This is a genomic window from Accumulibacter sp. (assembly GCF_032229525.1).
GTDB lineage: Bacteria > Pseudomonadota > Gammaproteobacteria > Burkholderiales > Rhodocyclaceae > Accumulibacter.
Genome location: NZ_JAVTWB010000121.1, coordinates 1 through 7234, shown reverse-complemented (window position 1 = coordinate 7234; position 7234 = coordinate 1). Strand labels below are relative to the sequence as shown.

Below are 7234 nucleotides of genomic sequence, written 5' to 3'. Positions count from 1 at the left end.
AGTTCCTTGCCGGTTCCCGACTCGCCCGAGATATAGACCGGCGCCTGGCTGCGAGCCAGCTTGTCGATCATCTGGCGAACATGTTCAATTGCTGCAGACTCTCCGATCAGCTGTGTCGCTGACCCTGAGGAGTGCTCTTCGTCCGTGGACCCCCTGTGGCGCGGCAAACTGAGGGCCGACTTGATCAGGCTGCGCAATTGCTCCAGCGCCACCGGCTTGGCCAGATAGTCAAAAGCCCCGGCTTTGAGCGCAGCAACGGCGTTCTGGGCGCTGCCGAAGGCGGTGATCACCGCCACCGGGGTCTCCCCGTAGCGCTCCCCGATCAGCTTCACGATCTCGAGACCGTCACCGTCAGGCAAGCGCATGTCGGTGATGCACAATTGATAGCGCTGCCGCTCAAGCAGTCCCCTGGCTTCCGCGACGCTGGCCGCGCAGTCCGCCGACAATCCCATGCGAACCACCGTCAAGTCGAGAAGTTCGCGGATATCCGCCTCATCGTCGACCACCAGCACTCTTGCCAGCTCGCCGCGTGGCCGACGCTCCGTCTTGCCTACTGACACTCTACAGACCTCCCCAAAAGACGAAAATCAGCACCCGGCCTGGTGCTCTGCAGTTCGAGTTTGGCCCCGTTGGCATCACACAACTCGCGAGCGATATAGAGCCCCAGACCGGTACCGCGATGATGGGTAGTAAAGAACGGTTCGAAAATGTGCTCGCGACGATCCTCACCGACCCCCTCCCCGTCGTCCATGACATGCAGCTCCACCTGACCATCGGCCTTGGCGTCACAAACGAGCAAGTGAACGCTGCCGACCCCCCGCTGCGAATGGCGCAGTGCGTTACCAAGAAGATTCCACAACACCTGATGAAAATGAGAGCGGTCGAAACACAGAGTGGCCTTGCCCGACAAATCAAGGCGAACCACATCCGCAGGTAAACTCTCTCGAGCGAGGTATTCCTCGACCAGTAGCGGCAAGGTCTGCCGCAGGTCGATCGTTTCGCGATAGAGGCGATCGCGGCGCCCAAGCTCGAGCACATCACTGACGATTCGCTCCAGGCGCTGGGTATTGTCGAGCAGGATTCGCAACAAGCGCTCGTACATCTCGCCCCGGCGCTCTTCACGCATCAGTTCACCGGCATGACTAATTGCCGACAATGGATTGCGGATCTCATGCGCGATATTGGCGGTCAGCCGTCCGAGTGCTGCCAGTTTCAGTTGCTGCGCCTGTTCCTGCAGACGGCCCAGGTCGTCGAGAAAGACCAGGGCATCGCTTTCCGAGCTCTCGGTCGGGACAAACCTCACCCGCAATTCTATGCCACTGGCGGGCACCCGTACGAGCGCGCCCTGGTCGCCGCCATGCCGACACCAATCGGCGAAATTCAGCGCCAACTCGGGCGAATAGTCTGTCAGACGATGCTCGCCGTCACCGTCCAGGCCGAGGAGCTGCCTGGCACGCGGGTTACTCTGTTTGACCTTGCCGTTACGATCAAGCACCACCACGCCGTCCTGCATCTCCTCGATGACGCGCTGGCTAATCACCGTCTGGTTATTGAGGTCGACGCCGCGTTTGCGCGCCAGCACCTCGTTGGCGATTACCCGGCGCGCCAGTAGTCGGGCAGAAATCGCCACCGCGAAAAAGCCGATGCTGAAAACACCCGCCTGGAAGAATCCTGCTGCATCGAACTCATCCAGCGCCGCCCGGTAGGAGTGTTCGAACAGCACCGCCAGCGCTGCCAACGCGGCATAGAACAATACCAGGCGACCCTGTCCGACCAGGCCGGCACCGGCCAAGGTCACCAGCAACATCGAGCCAAGACCGCTGCCCAGACCACCGCCGGCATGAATCAACAGCGTCATGATTACCACATCAACCAGGACGCTGGCAGTCAACTGCATGGCGGCGTGCTGACGATGGCGATAGGCCAGAATCACGGCCACCGCGGTGCACACCAGATATAGACTAACGAGTACCGGCTGCTGCAGACCGTGGTGCGGACGAAGTATCGGAAAAGCTGACGGAGAGAACAGCACCGATGACGAAAGCAGCGCGGCAACGGCAAGGCGGTAAAGGTTGAAGTAGCGCAGCGACTTCCAGTGGGTCTCGGAGAACTCTTCGGCTCCGACCGCCGCCGTTGTCAAGACACCTCCTCAGGCATCGCCGGGCGGGGTTCCGCGAAGGTGGGCCTGGCAGCAATAATAGCGGCCATTGGCCAGAATGCTCTCGCTCACTGGCTGATTGACGCCACAACGTGCACATTCCACCATGCGCTCGGCTTCGCGCTCGACGGTCTGGCTTTCGACACCATCATGTGACGAGGTCCGACCCTTGCGCCAGATCAGCCAGACGGCCCAGACCAGTCCGATTAGCAATAGGTATTTCGTCATTGGCAGAGGAGTCGTGCCGAGCACCAAAGCATAGCAGATGCTCCCGCCAACGAAAGTGGCGGACGACCCGATCGAAGCAAACGACGGGAAACCGCGCGCCGCGAGCGGCGCTCCGCCATCGCCAGACGGGGCGATAAAAAACAACATCAAACGATTGGTCGGGGCGAGAGGATTCGAACCTCCGACTCCTGCGTCCCGAACGCAGTACTCTACCAGGCTGAGCTACGCCCCGACTGAGGCAACAACTGCGCTAATAGTTTCTAGCGACAGCAAAGAGGCACAATTCTAGCAAGGAATCCTTGTATTGAGAAGCGGCCACGACATCAAGTGCACTGGCTGCGAGCTCTGCCTCGGCCGTGGCTTTCTGTTTCGCGTATTCCAGTGCGCCGGTGGCGCGAATCGCCTCCAACACACCGGGAAAGTCTTCCCGCCCACCATTCTCGATGGCGTGCCGTACGCAAGCCACCTGCTCCGGATTGCCATTTTGAAGGACAAAGATCAGCGGCAGCGTTGGCTTGCCTTCGGCCAGATCATCCCCCAGATGCTTGCCCGTCTCAACCTCGGCACCAGAGTAATCGAGGACGTCGTCAATGAGCTGAAATGCCGTTCCCAGATGCATGCCGTAAGTCGCCATCCCCCTCTCGATCGCCGGCGTCCCACCGCCGATAATCGCGCCAAGCTGCGCCGCCGCTTCGAACAGCTTTGCCGTCTTGTAGCGAATGACGCGTAGATAGCCCTCCTCGTCAATGTCTGCGTCATGGCAATTCATCAATTGCAGCACTTCGCCTTCGGCAATGACGTTCGTCGCGTCCGACAGGGCACGCATGATGCGCATGTCGTCAACCGTAACCATCATCTGGAAGGCCCGCGAATAGAGGAAATCGCCCACCAGTACACTGGCCGAATTGCCGAACATCGCGTTGGCCGTTTCGCGGCCACGCCGCAGGTCCGAACCATCGACCACATCGTCATGAAGCAGGGTGGCCGTGTGGATGAACTCGATCACCGCCGCGAGTTCGTGGTGATGCGTACCGCGGTAGCCCATTGCGCCAGCGGAGAGCAAAACCAGCGCCGGACGCAGCCTCTTGCCGCCACTCTGAACGATGTGTTCGGCCACCTGACGGACGAGCACTACCTCGGAATGGAGGCGCTGACGAATCACGGCATCAACGGCCTTCATATCCGAGCCGATCAGCTTGTACAACTGCTCCATTCTCACGAGAAGACACCTTGGCCAAAAAACCTTGGAATGTTAGGCGCCGACCCGTCTTGCGTCAAGCGACGGATAGCCCCGACATGGCGCAAACTCTTTGACGGAGGAGGAGGAACACGTATAATGCGCGGTTCTTTGTCTCACTTTGTTCAGTCCTTTGGAGTCCAACATGTACGCGGTCATAAAAACCGGTGGCAAGCAGTATCGCGTTGTCAACGGCGAAAAATTGAAAATAGAACAGATACCGGCAGACGTTGGCGCAGAAATCACCCTTGACCAGATCCTGATGGTTGGCGAAGGCGAAACGGTGATGGTCGGCACGCCGATCGTCGCTGGCGCCTCGGTCAAGGCCACTGTGCTTTCGCAAGGTCGTCACGACAAGATCCGTATTTTCAAGTTTCGTCGTCGCAAGCACTCACAGAAGCATCAGGGGCATCGCCAGAACTACACCGAAATCCGGGTCGACGCCATTGCAGGCGGCGCGGCGCTTGACCCTTCAGCCTGATTTGAGAGGAGTCTGACTCATGGCACACAAGAAAGCAGGCGGCAGCGTACGCAACGGCCGCGATTCGGAAGCAAAACGTCTGGGCGTCAAGCGCTACGGTGGCCAACTGGTTCGCGCCGGCAACATCATCGTCCGCCAGCGTGGTACCGCTTTCCACCCGGGCGAGAACATGGGCCTCGGCAAGGACCACACGCTGTTCGCCCTGGTAGACGGCCACGTGCTGTTTGCCATCAAGGGTGCGCAACGTCGCCGCACGGTCAGCATCGTTCCAGCAGAGGTTTGACCGCTGGCTGGCTGCCACAGCTCAGCCCCGCAGCAAGCCCTATCCCTGGTGATAGGGCTTTTTGCTTTTCAACCTGGCTAACCGACAGGCACTGCCATGAAATTTATCGATGAGGCGAGAATTCTTGTCGCCGCCGGTGACGGCGGCAACGGGATCGCCTCGTTTCGGCGTGACAAGTACGAGCCCGAAGGCGGCCCCGACGGCGGCGACGGCGGCAACGGCGGCAGCGTGCACTTCGTTGCCGATCGCAACATCAACACGCTGATCGAGTACCGCTACGCCCGCCGCCACCGTGCCCAACGTGGGCAAAACGGTGGCTCGAGCGATTGCTACGGCAAGCGGGGGAAAGACCTGACGCTTCGCGTTCCGGTCGGCACCACCATCGCCGATATCAACAGCAACGAACTCCTTGCCGACCTCGACGTCGATGGCAAGAAGGTGATATTGGCCAAAGGCGGCCGTGGCGGCCTCGGCAACATCCATTTCAAGTCGAGCGTCAATCGCACACCCCGTCAATGCACCCGCGGCGAGGAAGGCGAGCAGCGCGAGCTGCGGCTTGAGCTACGCCTGCTTGCCGATGTCGGTCTGCTGGGTCTGCCCAACGCCGGCAAGAGCACCTTCCTGCGCGCCGTCTCGGCCGCGCGTCCCAAGGTTGCGGATTACCCCTTCACGACCCTGCAGCCCCACCTCGGCGTGGTTCGCGTCGATCACGATCAGAGCTTCGTCATTGCCGACATTCCCGGACTGATCGACGGCGCCGCCGAGGGCGCTGGCCTCGGCATCCGCTTCCTGAAGCACCTGGCGCGCACGCGTTTGCTGCTGCATATCGTCGACCTGGCCCCGCCCGACCCGGAAGCCGACCCTGTCCGCGATGTCGAGACCGTCGTCCGCGAACTCGAGAAGTACGATCCCGAACTTGCCACCAGGCCGCGCTGGCTGATCCTCAACAAGCTTGACCTGATTCCCGAGGAAGATCGTGAGCAACGCATTGCCGAGTTCCTGCAGGCCAGCCAGGCCAACGCCACTGGCATTCCGTGCTTTCGCATTAGCGCAATCAGTGGCGATGGTTGTCGCGAGCTCACGCGGAAACTGCAGGAAACGCTGCAAAGCCTGCCTTTCGCGCCCGCACCGGTGGCAACGACAGTGACAGCGTCGGCAGCGCCCTTCCCTGACGATCTGTTCGCCGATGGCGAGCAAGACGCCTGAAGATGGCCTCGTCGCGCATCGCCGCTGCCCGCCGCCTGGTGATCAAAGCCGGCTCGGCACTGATCACCAACAACGGGCAAGGTCTGGATCTGGCGGCCATAGACGAATGGGCACGACAGATCGCCGAATTGCGTAAGGCCGGCAAGCAAGTCATTCTCGTATCCTCCGGGGCGATCGCCTGCGGCATGCAGCGTCTCGGCTGGCGCAAGCGCCCACACGCAGTCCACGAACTGCAGGCAGCTGCCGCCGTCGGCCAGATGGGTCTGGTGCAGGTCTATGAAAGAGCTTTCGCCCAGTACTCGCTGCATACCGCACAGGTGCTGCTCACCCACGACGATCTCGCCGACCGCAAGCGCTACCTCAATGCACGGTCGACTCTGAATACGCTGCTGCGCTTCGGCGTCGTGCCAATCGTTAACGAGAACGACACCGTTGTCACCGACGAAATAAAGTTTGGCGACAATGACACGCTGGGCGCGCTGGTAGCCAACCTGGTCGAGGCTGATTGCCTGATCATCCTGACCGATCAGCAGGGCCTGTTTACCGCCGATCCCCGTAAAGATGGAACAGCCACCCTGATTGCGGAAGCACGTGCCGGCCTCCCCGCCCTCGAAGCCATGGCTGGTGGTGCCGGCACGCACATCGCCAGGGGAGGCATGATCACCAAAGTGATCGCCGCGAAACGCGCAGCCGGCAGCGGCGCCCACACCGTCATCGCCGACGGTCGTGAACCGGACGTCATCGTGCGGCTAGCCCGGGGAGAAGCCCTGGGAACGCTGTTGATCTCGGAAACCCCGCCACTCACGGCGCGCAAGCAGTGGCTCGCCGACCACCTGCAATTGAACGGCAGGCTGATTCTTGACAGCGGTGCGATCAATGCACTGCGGGAAGGGAAAAGCCTCCTGCCAATCGGTGTCGTTACCGTTCGCGGAAACTTTGAACGTGGTGCAGCCGTCGCTTGCGTCACGGACGACGGTCATGAGATTGCCCGTGGCCTGATCAACTACGGCAGTAGCGACTCGCGGCGTATTGCGCGCCGCGCCAGCCAGGAGATAGAAAGTATTCTCGGCTACATCGAAGAGCCGGAGATGATCCATCGCGACAACCTGATTCTCACCTAGCAAGCAAGCCCAGCTGCCCGCCTCTGAGCGACCCCATCTTGATTTCCTGCCGCGCCTGTTCATCTGGCGAAAAGGCGGTCTGGACTTCTCTTGGCTCGACCAGCGGCACGTGCGCGGGGAGAGATTTCGATCTTTTCGCGGGCCAAGCTTGCCGGTCCGCAACTGGCCGATAGCGGCCTGGCAAACTTCGATGCGCTGTGGTCACTCGAGAGCGACTGGCACGAAGCTCCCAACCAACGGCGCGGGGGCTGGAGCGGCGTCAGCCGCCACGTACTCGCTGACCCGCGGGGTCTCAGGAAGGCGAGAGCCGCTTCATGGAGCTCAAAAAACTCCGCCAAGACCTGAAGCCGGGCGCGCGCCAGCTCATGTGATCTCGACCAGCTATGCGGCACACCGAAGGCCGGAATGAAGACGACCGAAGCACTTCCCGTACAGCATACCGGCAACAGCAAGCGGCATTGTAAGAGTAGGTGCGGCCTCGCCCAGACTGCTGCGCTACCCGACTACAGATTACAGAACA

General features: G+C 61.0%; 8 protein-coding genes and 1 tRNA gene. 4 read left to right on the top strand and 5 right to left on the bottom strand.

Annotated features, from left to right (window positions below; genetic code table 11):
- The 5 genes from RUW20_RS08220 to RUW20_RS08200 all read right to left on the bottom strand — a co-directional run.
- Positions 1–560, bottom strand: a 560-nt coding sequence (locus tag RUW20_RS08220; protein ID WP_313951721.1) for a response regulator, incomplete at its 3' end; no start/stop codon positions are given.
- The gene (locus RUW20_RS08215) at positions 551–2140 is read right to left on the bottom strand and encodes an ATP-binding protein (RefSeq protein ID WP_313951720.1); all 1590 of its coding nucleotides are present in this window, start codon (positions 2138–2140) and stop codon (positions 551–553) included. The genes RUW20_RS08220 and RUW20_RS08215, both read right to left, overlap by 10 nt.
- Positions 2141–2149: 9 nt before the next feature.
- Positions 2150–2386: a PP0621 family protein gene (locus RUW20_RS08210; protein ID WP_313951719.1), complete on the bottom strand. Its 237-nt coding sequence runs from the start codon at positions 2384–2386 to the stop codon at positions 2150–2152.
- Positions 2387–2541: 155 nt separating this feature from the next.
- Positions 2542–2618: transfer RNA gene (locus RUW20_RS08205), tRNA-Pro, on the bottom strand.
- Between the two features lie 18 nt (positions 2619–2636).
- Positions 2637–3599, bottom strand: coding sequence for a polyprenyl synthetase family protein (locus tag RUW20_RS08200; protein ID WP_409559328.1), 963 nt, complete (start codon positions 3597–3599; stop codon positions 2637–2639).
- Positions 3600–3768: 169 nt separating this feature from the next.
- Between RUW20_RS08200 and rplU the strand changes: the two genes are divergently transcribed.
- From rplU to proB, 4 genes are all read left to right on the top strand, one after another.
- Positions 3769–4104, top strand: coding sequence for a 50S ribosomal protein L21 (gene rplU, locus RUW20_RS08195; RefSeq protein WP_313951717.1), 336 nt, complete (start codon positions 3769–3771; stop codon positions 4102–4104).
- Positions 4105–4123: 19 nt separating this feature from the next.
- On the top strand, positions 4124–4387 hold the full coding sequence (rpmA, locus tag RUW20_RS08190) for a 50S ribosomal protein L27 (RefSeq protein WP_313951716.1): 264 nt from the start codon (positions 4124–4126) through the stop codon (positions 4385–4387).
- A 96-nt stretch (positions 4388–4483) separates the two neighbouring features.
- A complete protein-coding gene (gene cgtA, locus RUW20_RS08185; protein WP_313951715.1) occupies positions 4484–5593 on the top strand; it encodes an Obg family GTPase CgtA in 1110 nt (369 codons plus the stop codon).
- A gap of 2 nt (positions 5594–5595) precedes the next feature.
- Positions 5596–6714, top strand: a complete 1119-nt coding sequence (proB, locus tag RUW20_RS08180; protein ID WP_313951714.1) for a glutamate 5-kinase — start codon at positions 5596–5598, stop codon at positions 6712–6714.
- Positions 6715–7234: the final 520 nt, after the last annotated feature.